This window comes from Cohnella sp. GCM10012308 (assembly GCF_042649185.1).
Taxonomy (GTDB): Bacteria; Bacillota; Bacilli; order Paenibacillales; family Paenibacillaceae; genus Cohnella.
Map to the genome: position 1 here is coordinate 84,570 of NZ_JBHRYU010000020.1, position 16,718 is coordinate 101,287.

At 60.4% G+C, this 16,718-nt stretch carries 8 protein-coding genes; all 8 read left to right on the forward strand.

The window, feature by feature from the left end; translation table 11 throughout:
- Positions 1-285: 285 nt before the first annotated feature.
- The 8 genes from ACFOTD_RS20700 (at position 286) to ACFOTD_RS20735 (ending at position 16,673) form a co-directional block, all read left to right on the forward strand.
- Entirely contained in the window at positions 286-6,294 is a 6,009-nt protein-coding gene (locus ACFOTD_RS20700; RefSeq protein ID WP_378121833.1) for an Ig-like domain-containing protein, read from the forward strand.
- Between the two features lie 312 nt (positions 6,295-6,606).
- Positions 6,607-7,149, forward strand: coding sequence for a stage V sporulation protein T (spoVT, locus tag ACFOTD_RS20705; RefSeq protein ID WP_378121834.1), 543 nt, complete (start codon positions 6,607-6,609; stop codon positions 7,147-7,149).
- A 175-nt stretch (positions 7,150-7,324) separates the two neighbouring features.
- Positions 7,325-8,344, forward strand: coding sequence for a LacI family DNA-binding transcriptional regulator (locus ACFOTD_RS20710; protein WP_378121835.1), 1,020 nt, complete (start codon positions 7,325-7,327; stop codon positions 8,342-8,344).
- 145 nt (positions 8,345-8,489) lie between these two features.
- Entirely contained in the window at positions 8,490-10,649 is a 2,160-nt protein-coding gene (locus ACFOTD_RS20715) for an amylo-alpha-1,6-glucosidase (RefSeq protein WP_378121836.1), read from the forward strand.
- Positions 10,650-10,739: 90 nt separating this feature from the next.
- Positions 10,740-12,113, forward strand: coding sequence for an ABC transporter substrate-binding protein (locus ACFOTD_RS20720; protein WP_378121837.1), 1,374 nt, complete (start codon positions 10,740-10,742; stop codon positions 12,111-12,113).
- Positions 12,114-12,454: 341 nt separating this feature from the next.
- Complete coding sequence (locus ACFOTD_RS20725; RefSeq protein WP_378121838.1) at positions 12,455-13,402, forward strand: carbohydrate ABC transporter permease; 948 nt, start codon at positions 12,455-12,457, stop codon at positions 13,400-13,402.
- A 6-nt stretch (positions 13,403-13,408) separates the two neighbouring features.
- Positions 13,409-14,251 carry a carbohydrate ABC transporter permease gene (locus tag ACFOTD_RS20730; RefSeq protein ID WP_378121839.1) on the forward strand — a complete coding sequence of 281 codons (843 nt, stop codon included), beginning with the start codon at positions 13,409-13,411 and terminating at the stop codon, positions 14,249-14,251.
- Positions 14,252-14,258: 7 nt separating this feature from the next.
- Positions 14,259-16,673 (forward strand): spermidine synthase family protein, encoded by a 2,415-nt coding sequence (locus ACFOTD_RS20735; protein ID WP_378121840.1) that lies wholly within the window; start codon positions 14,259-14,261, stop codon positions 16,671-16,673.
- Positions 16,674-16,718: the final 45 nt, after the last annotated feature.

Here is a 16,718-nt window from a genome sequence, read left to right on the forward strand (position 1 = left end):
ATAGCCAACATGACAAGAAAATAGAAAATTGTTCAGTAGATGTTCAGAACAATCGTTAATAATAGTAAAAAAGGCCTGTGAATGAAAGCTGACAATAGACCATAGGAGGATAATGGAAAATATTTTGTTTAATTTTGGAATATACTCTTTATAAGAAGGGGCTTCAGCCATATGACAGGATTTCGAAAGGCCGGAACTAAATTTTTTGTTTATCTAGTGGTTGTTACGCTGATTTTGTCATCCATTTCTTTGTCTCCTGTGAGAGCAAATGCGGCGACTGAACCTTTGCTAGTACCTTTGTCTAGCAGCGACTACTTAGACTTCACGTCCAAGACAACGCCGACGAAGAACCCTTCGCTCGAGTCGGGTAGTTCGTCAAGTTACGTTGCCGGGAACATCTATCGTTATAGCAAAGTGTTGACCAAAAACGGCGTGTCGGTCGACGCATTGGTCAAAATCGTGAGCATCAATACTACGGCAACGCTCAATCTCTTAGACGACGATACCTCCGATACAAGCGCTGCAATCGTGAGACGGTTTAATCCCACTGTTACGACAAGCGGTGGCGCCGGCGGGGTCTTGTTCGAGATTAGCTTCGTTAAAAACGGGACAAGCGAACCCGTTTATTTGGTCGGTTTCCATCTCACGGCTATCGATCTGGACGGCAGCGCATCCGCGCAAGAGTATGCCGAGGTAGCGGGATTTTCCAGCTATGAAATCGGCAACCCAAACTCCGGCACGATTGCGTATCGATCTAAACTTACCATCTATGACGCGAATTCTGCGGCGATTAATCGTCCGGCGGCTGGCCGTACGAGATTTTCAGGTATTAGTTCCTCGTTGGACGGCGTTCAGTTCGACAACTCTGCTTCATTTATTGCACAATATGCAGCGCCTGTGCAGAGCATCAGTGTCGTAATCGGCAATACGAACACATTAAGCAATGGTACGAATCGTGGCAGACAATTCTCGCTTAACTTTGGTGCCGTAAGTAATGCTTTTGACGATCCAAAGGTATATCCCAATGCGGATTCTCCTACGATAACATTAAATGTAGACGATGGCGGCGACGGCAAGCTATCCGGCGCAGAGAAATCCAGCGTGATCCTTCAGGGTACTACGACGAAGGCGTCGGTCAATGACACGGTCACGTTAACCGTAGAAGATTCGGCAGGGACGATCCTGACCTTTACAACAACGGTCGTGAGCGGAGGAGACTATTCGAAAACAGTAGATTTGTCTACGCTGGCGATGGGGACTATTAAAGTCACCGCGAGCGTTGTCAACGGAAACGGCAATCCGTCCTCACCAGTGACCGATACGTCGGAGATTGTAAATGCCGCACCAACGGCTACCGGTGTAAATATCACCGGCAACAAGGTCGTCGGCGAAACGCTGACAGGCCATTACACCTATAGCGATGCCGAAGCTAACCCAGAGGGCACGTCGACGTTTAAGTGGTACGTCGGCGGTAGTGCGGACGGCACGGGCAAGACATTGGTCAACGGCGCAACCGGCAGCACGTACACGTCGGTCGCCGGCGACGTTGGCAAGTACGTATTTTTCGAGGTCACGCCAAAGGCAACGACAGGTGTCCTGACGGGTTCGCCTGCCACGAGCGCAGGCTACGGCCCGATCGTACCTGCGAACGTGGCGCCGGTAGCCACGGACGACACCAAGAAGACGAACATGAACACGGCGCTGACCGACACGCTTCCGGCAACGGACGCGAATACGGGCGACACGCTGACGTTCAGCAAAGTGAGCGAACCGTCACATGGTACGGTGACGGTTAACGCCAACGGCTCGTACACGTACACGCCGACGACGGGCTACACCGGCACGGATAGCTTTACGTTCAAGGCCAACGACGGCAAGGCCGACTCGAACACCGCGACGGTGACGATTACGGTGAACGCGCCGCCGACGGCGACGAACGCGAATATCGCTGGCGACAAGGTTGTCGGCGAGACGCTGACGGGTACCTATACGTATGGCGACGTGGACGGCGATCCGACAGGGACGCCGACGTACAAATGGTACCGCGATAGCCAGGCGACTGGTGCGGGCAAGGTAGAGATTACCGGCGCCACCTCCGGCAGCTACGTGCTGACAGCTGATGATGCCGGCAAATACATCTTCTTCGAAGTCACGCCGAAGGCGGCAACGGGCACGCCGACAGGCACGCCTGTTGCGAGCGCAGGCTACGGCCCGATCGTTCCTGCGAACGTGGCGCCGGTGGCCACGGACGACACCAAGAAGACGAACATGAACACGGCGCTGACCGACACGCTTCCGGCAACGGACGCGAATACGGGCGACACGCTGACGTTCAGCAAAGTGAGCGACCCGTCACATGGTACGGTGACGGTGAACGCCAACGGCTCGTACACGTACACGCCGACGACGGGCTACACCGGCACGGATAGCTTTACGTTCAAGGCCAACGACGGCAAGGCCGACTCGAACACCGCGACGGTGACGATTACGGTGAACGCGCCGCCGACGGCGACGAACGTGAATATCGCCGGCGACAAGGTTGTCGGCGAGACGCTGACGGGTACCTATACGTATGGCGACGTGGACGGCGATCCGACAGGGACGCCGACGTACAAATGGTACCGCGATAGCCAGGCGACTGGTGCAGGCAAGGTAGAGATTACCGGCGCCACCTCCGGCAGCTACACGCTGACAGCTGACGATGCCGGCAAATACATCTTCTTTGAAGTCACGCCAAAGGCAACGACGGGCGTCCTGACGGGCATGCCGACCCTAAGCACAGGCTACGGCCCGATCGTACCTGCGAACGTAGCGCCGGTGGCCACGGACGACACGAAGAAAACGAACATGAACACGGCGCTGACCGACACCCTTCCGGCAACGGACACGAATACGGGCGATACGCTGACTTTCAGCAAAGTGAGCGACCCGTTGCACGGTACGGTGACGGTTAACGCCAACGGCTCGTACACGTACACGCCGACAACGGGCTACACCGGCACGGATAGCTTTACGTTCAAGGCCAACGACGGCAAGGCCGATTCGAACACCGCGACGGTGACGATTACGGTGAATGCGCCGCCGACAGCGACGAACGTCAATATCGCTGGCGACAAGGTTGTCGGCGAGACGCTGACGGGTACCTATACGTATGGCGACGTGGACGGCGATCCGACAGGGACGCCGACGTACAAATGGTACCGCGATAGCCAGGCGACTGGTGCGGGCAAGGTAGAGATTACCGGCGCCACCTCCGGCAGCTACGTGCTGACGGCTGGCGATGCGGGCAAATACATCTTCTTCGAGGTCACGCCAAAAGCGACGGCAGGCGTAATCACAGGCTCTCCGGTCGTAAGCGCAGGCTACGGCCCGATCGTTCCTGCGAACGTCGCGCCTGTCGCGCATGACGGCGCGAAGTCCACGTATCAAAATACGGCGGTAACCGGCATGCTCTCCGCCACGGATGCCGATACGAACGACACGTTGACATACGCAATAAACACAACCGGTTCTTACGGCACGGTCACGGTGAATCCGAACGGCAGCTATACCTACACGCCGGTTGCCGGCTATGCGGGCACGGACACCTTTACCTTCAAGGCAACCGACGGCAAGGCCGACTCCAACGTGGCTACGGTGACGATCACGATCACGAACCGGGCACCGACCGCTATCGCGCATGATGTCGTGATAAGCGTGAATGGCGCAGTATACGACGGTTCGCTGCATGGTAGCGATCTGGATCCAGGCGACACGCTGACTTTCGACAAGGCGAGCGATCCATCGCACGGCGTAGTGACAGTAAACGAGGACGGCACTTACACCTACAAGCCGAACCCTGGTTACGGCGGTGAAGACAGCTTCACCTTCACGGTCACCGACAACCATGGCGCCAAGTCCGCACCAGCCAAGGTGACGATCGCAATCGCCGAGCCAGGCACGTATGTCATCCGCCTTGTGGCGAATCCGGACACGCTCATCGGCGACGGCGTCTCTACGTCGCAACTGACGGCGACCCTGCTGGATAGCGAAGCGCAGCCTGTCGCAGGCGTCAAGGTCAAATTCAGCGCGCCGTCCGGCACCTTCCCTGATGGGGACGAAGCCGTGACGAATATATTCGGCCAGGCGGTCATTCCGTATAAGACCTCCAAAATCGCGAGCACAACCGCCCAGGTCATTCCGATCATGGCGGAGGTGTACGATACCGATAGAGGCATCTACAGCAAGAAGCAGCTCAACGTAACGTTCCAGCCCGCCGCGATCCGCGGCGTCGTGGCCGCCACGGTAAACGGCCAGCGCGTCGTCGAAAAAGGCGTTACGGTACGCATCACGAACGCGGCAATCGGCTTCTCCGCCGAGACCACGACGGACGAGCTGGGACAATACGCCATCCCGGTTCCTGAGGGGGATCTCGACTACAACATCGAGATCATCAAGCCAGTCACCGTCGGCGGCGAGACCAAGCAGGTATCGTTTAAGCAGACGGCGAAGGTCGGCCAAATTACGGGCAACGGCGAAGAATACTTTGACTCCGACAAGGTCGCGACGGGCATTATCGTTCTCGCGAAGCCCGACGGCTCGCAGAAGCTGCTGAACGAACAAGATTCCGCCGACCGCGATATGGCGGCGCAAATTAAGATTAAGATCCAGGACCCGGACACCGGCGCGTTCATCACGGTGAACGGACAAGACGCGTTCGCGCTCGATCCGAGCGGCGTGTTCAGCATCCCGGGCCTCGTCAAAGGCAAGAAATACGGACTTGCGATCGTGTACAGCCTGCCCGACGCCCAGAACAGCGGAGCGGCTAAAGAAATCATTATGAACGCGATCGACAACGACGGCACGCTGCCGAAGTTCGAGCTGTCCGCGGACGGCGAGCTCAACATTCTCGACGAACTGATCGACCCTTACGGCGACATTACGGATAAGGTTGCAGGCACGGCTGTCGACGGCGCGCACGTCGTCCTCTACTATGCCGATACGCCGCGCAACAGAGCTGCGGGCATTACGCCGGGCACCGAAGTCGTGCTGCCTGAGATCGCGGGCTTCGCGCCGAACGACAACAAGAACCCGCAAACGAGCAAGGACGGCGGCAAATACGCCTACATGGTGTATCCGACTACCGATTACTACCTGGTCGTGACGGCGACAGGATACGAGACGTACGTGAGCTCGACCATTCCGGTCGAGTTCGCGATCGTGCGTCACGACGTGCCGCTGACGCCGCAGTCCGGATCGCCGTCACCGGTCGTGCCGTCTACGCCGGCCGAGCCGGATCCTAAGGGCACGCCGGATCTGATCGTCAACGTGTCGATCGACCGCAGCGCTTATGAGGAGAGCAGTACGGCGACCGTAACCGTCAAATACAAAAACAACGGCGACGCTGCGGCAAAAGACGCGCAAATCACGCTCGCGATTCCCGAAGGCGCGGAAGTGCTGGACGCTGCCGGGGGTAAGGTATTGGACGGCAAGATCGTCTGGAAACCGGGCACGGTGGAAATGGCTGCAGGCGGACAGTTTGCGGTCAAGCTCAAGTGGCCGCAAATCGACGCCGCGGAACGGATGGCCGAGGTGGATGCCAAAGCCTCGGCAGCGAATATGGCTGCGGAAGGCGCAGCCAATGCAGAATCTTCGGCCAAGCTGCTTATTTTCTCCAATCGCTACGGCAACGTTTCGCATATCCGCTATATTCTTGGTTATCCGGATAAAAAGTTCCTTCCGAACCGGACTTTGACCCGGGCCGAACTGGCCGCGATCATCGCGCGCCTGATCGACGGCGGCAGCACGACGCTCAAAGCGCAATACAGCGATGTCCGCGAAGGGCACTGGGCGAGCGGGTACATCCGCATCGCTTCGGATAACGGCATCTTCACGGGGTATGCGGACGGCAGCTTCCACCCGGACAGCCCCGTCACGCGCGAAGAACTCGCAGCAGTCATGGTTCGCTACCTGAAATTGAAGGTCGCTCAGCCGCTCGATCCGAAGTTCGCGGACGCGGAGGGCCGCTGGTCGTCGGCAGCGATCGAAGCGCTGTTCCGCAACGCGCTGACGACGGGTTATGAGGACGGCACCTTCAAGCCTGCCGCGCCGATCATCCGCCAAGAGGCGGTTACGATGATCAACCGGCTCCTGTACCGCGGTCCGCTTGGCGGCGTAGAGGCATCGTTCCCGGATGTGCCGGCGACGAGCTGGTCGTTCGGCCAGGTCGAAGAGGCCACGAGATCGCATGAATCCACGCGAGCTGCGGACGGCAGCGAGATTTACGTGAAAAGCATCGACGACAACGTTCATTAAGCAAATCGCGAAAAGGCTCGTCCATCAGGTCTCCTCGGAGACCGGGACGGTCCTTTTTCCTTTTTCCGCCGACATATTCATTGATTCACTCGCGGATGGCGAAGGGTAATAACTGGAAAACGAGGACTGGTCGCTGTGCCCGCCCGTGGGTGAGCGCATAAGAAATTGGGAGGGGTTAAATACTACTCCCATGGTAAAAGATCAATCCTTATCCCTGAGCTACCGCGTTCGTCATACATGCCGTATGCCGTACCTGATGCGGCTTCGGGCCATGGTCCAAAACATCCAAGGAAAGTGGGGCATCTCGCAACCATGAAAGCAACCGGAATAGTACGCCGCATCGACGATCTGGGCCGGGTAGTCATCCCGAAGGAAATCCGCAGGACGCTCCGCATCCGTGAAGGCGATCCGCTTGAGATCTTCGTGGACCGCGACGGGGAAGTCATTCTTAAAAAGTATTCGCCGATCGGCGAATTGGGCGACTTCGCCAAGGAGTATGCCGAATCGCTTTCCGAGAGCACGGGCCATATTTGCCTGATCTCGGACCGGGATGCCGTCATCGCCGTGGCTGGCGCATCCAAGAAGGAATATTTGGACAAGGCCATCGGGCAGACGCTCGAGAACTGCATGGAGAATCGCAAGATCACGCTCGAAGCAAGCGCCGGCCAATTCGACCTGCTGCGGGACAATAGCGAGAGCTTGAGCTCGTTCGTGGCCGCGCCCATCGTGGCGGGGGGCGACCCGATCGGTACAGTCGTGCTGCTTAGTCGCGAAGAGGGCATGAAAATGGGCGAGATGGAGAGCAAGATGGTCGAAACGGCAGCCGGATTCTTGGCCAAGCAGATGGAGCAATGACGTAGACGGCCGCGATCCCCACTCGGATACAAATCAAGCTTCGCGAACGGAGAGATCCGGAACCGGAAGCTTTTTTTGTTATCATTTTTATAAAATTAACCATTGCAAAGGCTTACATCTGGAATTATAATGACTACACGAGCTTCCGAAACGTTTTGGAAAAGGAGTGGGTACGTTGACGACAATCAAAGACCTGGCCAAGGCCGCCGGCGTATCCATTACGACCATCTCGCGGGCGCTCAACGGTTACAGCGACGTGAACGAGAAGACACGCAAACGCATACAGACGATCGCCGACGAGATGGGTTACCGGCCTAATGCCGTAGCGAGGAGTCTGGTTACGAAGAAGACCCGCACGATCGGCGTCATTCTGTCGGAGATCAACCGCGAAGGCGCGAAGGACTCGCTTGCCTTCGAGACCCTCTGCGGCATCAACGACCGCGCGGTCGAGCTGGATTACGACATTCTGCTTTTCAGCACCAACCCGAAGAAGCAGCTGTCCAAGTCGTATGCCGATCTGTGCAAGGAACGCAATGTCGACGGCGCTATTCTGTCGGGCCTGCGGCTGCACGATCCTTACCTCGAAGAGGTCGTGCACAAGACAAACTTCCCGTGCGTGCTCATCGATATTCCCGCGGAGAGCCGCAACGTGGGGCACGTCACGACGGACAACGTACGCGGCGCTACCGCGGCCGTGAATCACCTGATCGGGCTGGGCCACCGCCGGATCGCCATGATCAACGGGCACGACGAAGCGGCCGTCAGCCAAGACAGGCTGGAGGGTTACCGGTTGGCGCTTGCGGCAGCAGGCATTCCTTTCGACCCCAAGCTGATCTACAACGGGGGCTTTAAGGAAGAAGGCGGCTTCGAGGCCATGTACGGCATCTTGTACCAACATCCCGATGCGACCGCCGTTTTCTCCGCGAGCGACCTGATGGTTCTCGGCGCTTTGAGGGCGCTGGAGCGGCTCGGACACCGAGCGCCGGAGCGCATGTCGATCGTCGGATACGACGATATCGCCATCGCCGCGCACTGCTCGCCGCCGCTGACGACGATTCGCCAGGACCGCTACGAGATGGGCTACCAAGCCGCGCAGCTCTTGGTGGATATGCTGGAGAACCGGGACATCGGCCGCAAGATCACGCTTCAATCGGAATTGATCGTCCGTCAGAGCACCGCGCCTTTATCCGTGTAATCGCTTGGCTTCATGCCGTGATGACTGAGAGGCGTTTTTATTTCCTCAAAAACCGAAACGTTTTGGAAAGCCTTGGCGGCGATATGAAAGCGGTTCAACGGATAACCGCGAGTCGCCGACCAACAGCAAGAAGGAGAAATGCCGCATGGACTACCGGGTGATTAAAGACAACGACCTTTTCCTTCTGACCGACCTGTCCGGCGACGTCATTCCGCCGCCCGCCGACGCGGGCGAGGGGCAACAAGCGGGTTACGGACTGTACCGCAGCGATACCCGGTTCTTGAGCCGGATGGAGCTGCTGATCAACGGCCGCAAGCCGATCGTCCTGTCCTCCGAAGCGGACCAGAACTATCTGTCCGAGACCGTGCTGACTAACCCGCACATGGAGGAGGACGGCAGGCTGATCCTCTGGCGGGAGTCCGTGGAGCTGCGCAGGACGCGGTTCATCTACGGCGACGTTTTGTACGACAAACTGACGATGACCAACTTCAGCCCGGCGCAGCTGTCCTTCGGCATATCGCTTCGATTCGAAGCTGATTTTACGGACATGTTTGTGGTTAGAGGATTCATGGGGGGCAAACTAGGCACGACTGAAACGCCGGAAGCATCGGCCGGCGCGCTGCGCTTCGGCTATGCGGGTGCGGACGGCATCCGGCGCGCGCTGCGAATCCGCTGGGACGACCCGGAAGCCGTCGCCGGCGAAGACGGCACGGTGCGCATGGCGGTCACCCTGGCGCCAGGAGCTGCCCGGTCGATCGAGCTGCTGCTCATACCGTCAGTCGGGGATGTCGAGCCGGCTGCCGCTCCAAGGGAAGAGGCGCTCGCGCGTCTCGAAGCCGACTATGAACGGTGGGTGTCGACGTCCGCAACGCTTGAGACGGATAATCCGCAGCTCGACGCCTTGTATGCGAGAGGCTTGCTGGATCTGCGCGTGCTGCTGAACGACGAAGGGCACGGGCGCTTCCCTGTCGCGGGGCTCCCCTGGTACGCGGTGCTCTTCGGCCGAGACAGCCTGATCACCGCGCTGCAGATGCTGCCCGTCAGGCCGGAGGTCGCGCTCGCCACGCTCCGCACGATGGCGCGTTATCAAGGCGAGCGCGACGACGCCTGGCGCGACGAGCAGCCCGGCAAGATCATGCACGAGATGCGCCGCGGAGAGCTGGCGAATACGAACCAGGTGCCATTCACGCCTTACTACGGCACGGTCGACGCGACGCCGCTCTTTCTGGTCCTGCTGGCCGAGTACGTCAAGTGGACCGGCGACCTGTCCGCGCTGCGGGAATTGATGCCGAACGTCGAAGCCGCGCTGGGCTGGATCGACCGCAATGCCGAGGCCGCCGGCGGGTTCGTCACCTATCACAGCGAGTCTGCCAAAGGCATCGCGAATCAGGGGTGGAAGGATTCGGCCGATTCCATCGTCCACCGGGACGGCGAATACGCGAAGACGCCGATCGCTTTGGTCGAAGTGCAGGGCTACGTGTACCAGGCGAAACGACTGCTGTCCGAGCAGCTTCCCCGCCTGCCGGAGGAGCCGGGCCACGATTGGCGCGGATTCGCGGCGCGGCTCGCCGAAGAGGCGGAGACGCTCCGGGAACGGTTCGAAGCGGCGTTCTGGATGGAGGAAGAAGGATACTACGCCATCGCGCTCGATCGCGACGGCCGCCAGGTCCGGTCGGTCACTTCCAATCCGGGACACGCGCTGGCCTCCGGGCTGTTCGCGCCGGAGCGGGCGGCTGCCGTAGCCAAGCGGCTGACGGCGCCGGATCTGTACGGCGGTTACGGCATTCGCACGATGGCGGAGGGCCAGACGGGCTACAACCCGATGAGCTACCACGACGGCAGCGTCTGGCCCCACGACAATTCGATGTGCTTGATGGGTCTCGCCGCAGGCGGCTTCTCCGAGCAAAGCGGCACCGTCATCGAAGGCCTGCTGGCCGCCGCCGCGCACTTCGAGAACGCCCGGTTGCCCGAGCTGTTCTGCGGCTACGCCAAGGCGCGCGGACGACCGGTCCGTTATCCGGTCGCCTGCTCGCCGCAGGCCTGGGCAGCCGGCACGCCGCTCGTCATGCTGACGGCCATGCTCGGCCTGGCCGTCGACGGCGCGAGCGGCACCGTCCGGATCGCGCCCGCGCTGCCGCCAGGGATGAACAGGCTGCAGGCGCGGCGGATCAAGCTCGGCGCCGGTACGCTGGACGTCGACGTTCAACGGGATCGCGAGGGCGGCTATCAAGTCGGCGTCGTCGGCAATACGAGCGGGTTCGCCGTTCAAGTCGACGATCGGCGGACGGCCGGAGCGAACGTCTAATATCGGTTTTTGAGGCTCCGCCGCGCGCTTGCCGCGGCGGCGGATTCCCTTAAACATATTTTCAACACCTAACCAAAGGAGTGTTCGTGCATGAGACAAAGGGGAACGGCATTACTTGCACTCGGTTTGGCTTCTGCAATGGCGGTGACGGCATGCGGAAACAACAACAACAATAACGCAGCCTCCTCCTCGGCTGCGGCGACGAATGGCGCGACGCAATCCGCAAGCGCTTCCACGTCGGCCAGTCCTTCCGCTTCCGCGGAAGCGAAGAACGTCACGCTGCGCGTCGGCACGTGGGACGGCGGAGACGGTCTGAAGCAGCAGCAGCAGATCGCGGACAATTACACCAAGGAGCATCCGAACGTCAAGGTCAGCATCGAGTCGGTGCCGGACCAATACGGCACGAAGCTGCTTACCCAAGTGGCGGCGGGCCAAGCGCCGGACATCTTCCAGATCGGCGACGGCGACGTCAAGATGTTCATGCAAAAGGGCGCGCTCGAGGATCTGACGCCTTATATCCAGGGCGCCTCCGGCATCGACCTGAACGACTATTATACGAGCGTTCTGGACGTCGGCAAGCTGGACGACAAGTACTACACGCTGCCGAAGGACTACTCCGACATCGGGATTTATTACAACAAGAAGCTGTTCGACGACGCAGGCGTCGCTTATCCGCAAACGGGCTGGACCTGGGATCAGTTCTACGATACGGCCAAGAAGCTGACGGTACAGAAGGGCGGCAAGACGACGCAGTGGGGCGTCAGCCTGCCGGGCGGCTGGCTGCGCGCCATTCTGCCGCTCATCAACAGCTACGGCGGCAGCGTTATCAGCCCGGACGGCCAATCGTTCGACGGCTTCATGAACAGCGACGGCACCGTCAAGGCGCTGGAACTGTATCAAGACATGTATCTTAAGGATAAGATCAGCCCGTCCAACGCGGATTCCGCAGCTCTCCAAGGCGTCGATCTGTTCGCGGCAGGCAAAGTCGCCATGTCTATGACGGGCCGCTGGCCGGTCGCCGACTACCAGAAGAATCCGGACCTCAGCTTCGGCGTCGCCCAGATGCCGGTCGGCCCGAGCGGCGCGGCCAACACGATCTGCTACTCCGGCTACGGCCTCTACTCCAAGTCCGCCAACAAGGACGCGGCTTGGGATTATCTGAAGTACCTGACCGGCCCGCAAGGCCAAGAGATCATGGCGCAATACGCCTTCACGGCGGTCAAGTCCACGACGGAGAAGCTCGGTCAAGCCACGGATGAGCATCTGAAGCCGTTCCTCGACGATATTCCGAACATTAAGGAATTCCCGGAAAAAACGAGCGAATTCTTTGGCGCTTCCGGCGCCAAGGCTATGCAAACCGTGCTCGACAAGATGATGCTGGGCAAGCCGATCGACGTGAAAAAAGAGCTCGACGCCGCAGTCAAGCAAGCGACGACGGACCTCGCATCGGCCAAAAACCAGTAAAATATACGACCTGATCACGGCATGCTAATACAGTCGGAACGACGGCGGGAAGCTCGCTTCCCGCCGGCTTCTCCGGCGTCCGATCCGTTATGGCCGCAGCGGATCGCCGTGCTTCGTGCAATCGGAAACCGGCCGTGCAATCCCAAACCGCCGTGCAATCGCGAACAAACCATCGGATTCGATAGCTGTAAAAATGCACTTAATTCATCCTAAAGGCTCATCCTGACCGCTAGAAAGTGGCTCAAACGAATGAGACCCTCGATTTTGACCAGATTTAACTGCATTTTTGCAGCTATCCGCCGCCTTTGCGGCATTTTCAAAAAAGAAAGAGGTGTTTGATCATGGAAAAGGCAGCGACCGCATCCGAATACACGCCCGTCAAGACGAAGCGCCGCCTGTCCAAAGCGGAACGCAAGGAGGAGCGCACGTTCTACCTGCTGACCGGGCCGTGGCTGATCGGACTGCTCATATTTTTCGCGGTACCGATGGTCGCATCCCTCTGGATCAGCCTGAATCAATGGGATATGCTAACCCCTGCGAAGTTCGTCGGCTTTAAAAACTACAATACCGCGTTCAATCGCGATCCGCTGTTTTGGCAGTCGCTCAAGGTAACCGCGCTGTACTCCGTTTTCTCCGTGCCCCTCGGCCTAATCGCATCGCTGCTTCTGTCTCTGCTGCTCAACCAGGCGGTACGGGGCATGCGGTTGTTCCGCACCATCTTCTACCTGCCGGCGGTCGTCAGCGGCGTATCGGTCATGGTGCTGTGGATGTGGATTTTTAACCCGCAGATCGGCCTCCTGAACACGATTCTGGGCTACTTCGGCATCGCCGGCCCGGGCTGGATCTTCGATCCGCACTGGGCGCTGCCCTCCATGGTCATTATGAGTCTCTGGTCGACGGTCGGCGGCAGCGTCATCATCTGGCTCGCCGGACTCAAGGGCATCCCGCCTTCGCTTTACGAGGCCGCAGAGCTGGACGGCGCCGGCGGCTGGCAAAAGTTCAAGAACGTCACGATCCCGATGCTGACCCCGACGATCTTTTTCAACCTCGTCATGGGCGTGATCGGCGCGATGCAGACGTTCGGCGAAGCCTATGTCATGACCAAGGGCGGACCGATGAATTCCACGCTGTTTTTCAACTTTTACCTGTTCGATCATGCCTTCCAGAACTTCAGAATGGGCTACGCCTCCGCGCTGGCCTGGGTGCTCTTCATCCTGATCCTGGCGCTCACGGCGCTCGTCGTCAAGTCTTCGGCGGCTTGGGTCTACTACGAAGGGGAAAGGAACTGAGGCCACATGACCACAACGAACCGCGGCAGACTGCTGCTCAAAAATTCGCTTATTTACGTCCTGCTGGCGATCGGCTCCCTTGTCATGCTCGTGCCCTTCGCCTGGATGCTGTCCACGTCGCTCAAGGAGTCGTACCAGGTATTCACTTGGCCGCCCAAATGGATTCCGGATCCCGTCAAGTGGAGTAACTACAAGACTGCTTTCACCAGCTTGCCCTTCGGACAATGGTTCAACAACACGATCATCATCACCGTTCTCTCCATCATCGGCGCGGTGGTATCCTGCATCATCGTGTCCTACGGGTTCGCCCGGTTCAAAGCGAGAGGCCGGTCGTTCCTGTTTATCCTGACGCTCGCGACCATGATGCTGCCGGATACCGTGACGATGATTCCGAAGTTTTATATGTTTACGAAGTTCGGTTGGATTAACACCTTCTACCCGCTCATCGTGCCGCTGTTCTTCGGGAAAGCCTACTTCATCTTCCTGCTCAGGCAGTTTTTCATGTCCATCCCGGCCGATCTCGAGGAAGCGGCCAAGATCGACGGCGCCTCCACCTTCGGCATTCTAATGCGAGTCATTCTCCCGCTGACCGTGCCGGCGATCGTGACGATCACGATTTTCCAGTTCAACGACAGCTGGAAGGACTTCATGCAGCCGATTCTGTATCTGAGCAAGCCGGAGCTGTACACGCTGACGCTCGGCATCAACTTCTTCAAGAGCCAGAACAACGTGCAGTGGAACTACCTGATGGCGGCTTCCATGGTGACGATGCTGCCTTCGCTGCTGTTTTATTTTATCGGTCAAAAATACTTCGTCGAGAGCATCACGCTGACCGGCATGAAAGGGTGACGGACGGATGGCTGTAGCGGGTGGTGGTGGAAAAAGCGGAGCTTTTCGCTGGATGCTGGGCCTGGGCTGCCTCTCGGCGTCCGCGCTCGGCCTCGAGATGGCGCTGACCAACGTATTCGGGGTGCTGCTGCAGTATCACTACGTGTCGCTCGTCGTTTCGCTTGCCGTATTCGGCATCGGCGCGGGCAGCTACGCAGCGCGCAGGCAGGCGGGTACGACGGGCATGTCGGGCAGCGAGCCAAAGGCCCGGTCGGGCGCCTCGGACGATGCGGGTCCCGCGCATGCAGCCTCCAGCCGTTCCGCGGCTCTCGCGGCTCTGGGGCTCGGCTTGTTTATCGCCTTGCTTAGCCTTTTCCTTGCACAGTTCCCTTACGTCGACCAACTGGCGGTATATGCGCTGCTCGGCGCACTGCCGTTCGTCCTGTTCGGCTGGTGCATGGGACTCGCGCTGGCGAGCGGCGTCCGCACGCGCTCGCTTTACGCTGCGGATCTGCTCGGCGCGGGGCTCGGCGTGGCCGCGGCCTACGGCTTGATTCAGCTCTGGGGCGGCCTGCAGGCGATGTTCGCGCTGTCCATTCCCGCATTTGCAGCCGCCGCGCTGCTGCTCTTGCCTTCTCCGACGGCGGCCGGCTCGGCGGGACGCGGCTGGCTGCGATTCGCGCCGCTGCTGCCGCTTGCGGCCGTCGTCGCCGGTCTGGCATCCGGGGCCGGCTGGTGGAATATCGACTACGCCGGCATGCGCGGCGCGGCGCCGGACAAGACGATCGTGAACGCGCTGCGCCAGCCCGGCGCGGCGCTGGAGCGAACGGAATGGGATGCGTTCGCCCGTGCGGACGTCGTCTCCGGCAGCGATCCCGCCCGCAAGACCGTGTTCATCGACGGCGGCGCGGGCAGCTACATGTACAAGTTCGACGGCGACCTGTCCTCGGTGTCGGGGTTGGCCAAAGACATCGAGTTTCTGCCGTTCGCGGCCGGTCCGGCCGACAAGACGGCGATCGTCGGCGCCGGCGGCGGCCGCGATATTTTGTACGCGCTGCTTGCCGGCGCGAAGAACGTCACCGCCGTCGAGCTCAGCGAAGGCATCGTACGCGCGATGCGCGAGGACGCCGCCTACAACGGCGGGCTGCTCGACCGCTCCGGCGTGAAGGCGGTCGTCGGCGACGGCCGCACGGTGCTCGAGCGCAGCAACGAGCGCTTCGACCTGATCGCGCTCGACCTTGTCTACTCGCAGGTCGGGGGCGTCAACGGGCATGCGCTGACGGAAAACTACGCGTTTACCCAGGAGGCGTTCCGCGCTTATCTGGACCGGTTGAACGACGGCGGTCGCCTCATCGTGATCTCGCACCAAGGGATTGAAGGCGTGCGCGCCTTCTACACCGGGCTTGGGGCGCTGATGGACGTGACGGGAGCGAAGCCGGCGACGGCTGTTAAGCATGCCGCCTTGCTTATGGCCTCGGACCAATCGGCGGGACCGGGTCTCACCTTGACCGTCATCCAGCGCACCCCGCTCGCTTCGTCCCAGCTCGACACGCTCCGTGCCGGTGCGAATGCCCTAGCCTTGCAGACGCTGTTCCTGCCGGAGACCAACGAGCAGTTCCTGCAGCCGCTGATCGAGGGCAAGCAGTCGTTTGACGCATTCGTAAGGGATAGCGACTTCAGCGTCTATCCGACGACCGACGACCAGCCTTTTTTCTACAAGCTCACGCCCGGCATGCCGGGATCGCTGAAGACCTGGCTGGGCGTCATCGCCGGCCTGACGGCGCTGTTCTCGGTCTGGGTGTGGTGGCGCGAGGTCGCGCCGCAGAAGCAGGCTTCCGGCCTGCAGCGTACTCGTACCGGTCCGGGCGGCAGGGCCTTGCTCGTCAGCCTGTTCGTAGGCGTCGGCTACATGTGCCTGCAGGCGGCTTTCATCCAGAAGGCGATGAAATACGCCGGCAGTCCGGCCGCCGCGACAGCCGTCGTGCTGCTGGCCATGCTGGTCGGCGGCAGCCTTGGCAGCCGGCTTGCCGGCCGGCGCCGGCTGTCGGAAGCGGCAGGCGCCGGCGGCGCCGCGCTGCTGATCGTACTGCTGGCCGCGGCCGAAGCGCTGTGGGGAGGCGGCCTGTACGAGCTGGCGCTAGGCGCGCGGCTTGCCATGCTGGGTATTGCCGCCGCAGCGCTGGGGCTGCTCATGGGCGTCCCGCTGCCGCTTCGCATGGAAGCCGCGGAGCGCGGACAGCGGGGCAGCTCGCCCTTGCTGTTCGCGGTGAACGGCATCGCGGGCGTATGGGGCTCCTGGCTCGGCGCGGCGCTCGCGCTGGCTGCGGGACTGCGCTGGGCGCTTGCGGCGGCGATCGTCTGCTACGCGCTGGTCGCGCTGATGTCCGCGCTCCGGCAGCGCGCGGCGGCCGACGAGGAGCGGCAGCGCCTAAGCAACGGGTAGCGGCGCTTGCGGGGGTGAGCGGGGGCAGGCTGAGCTGAGCCAACC